The organism is Veillonella parvula (assembly GCF_024461875.1).
Taxonomy (GTDB): Bacteria; Bacillota; Negativicutes; order Veillonellales; family Veillonellaceae; genus Veillonella; species Veillonella parvula_I.
Window position 1 is genome coordinate 1 of sequence record NZ_JANGAL010000189.1, and the last position, 207, is coordinate 207.

Sequence of the window (207 nt, forward strand, 5' to 3'; positions counted from 1 at the left end):
CCAAAATATTCGGACGGAACAAAACGAGAAATTGTACAATTCTTTTATGATGTCAATCCAGGTGGTCAGGCAATTCAATGTTCAACAATGCAGCCTGTCAATTTAACACGATTACCTATATATTCCTTAGCAATAATTGTCCTTACAACCGGTGCAGGTGTTTGGATTTTCAAGAAAAAAGATTTAAAATAAAGGAGCGAACACATT

The 207-nt window shown here is 35.3% G+C and carries 1 protein-coding gene; it reads left to right on the top strand.

Annotation, left to right across the window (positions count from 1 at the left end):
* A partial coding sequence (locus NE668_RS10300; protein WP_256197033.1) for a hypothetical protein occupies window positions 1-192 on the top strand: 192 nt, incomplete at its 5' end.
* Window positions 193-207: the final 15 nt, after the last annotated feature.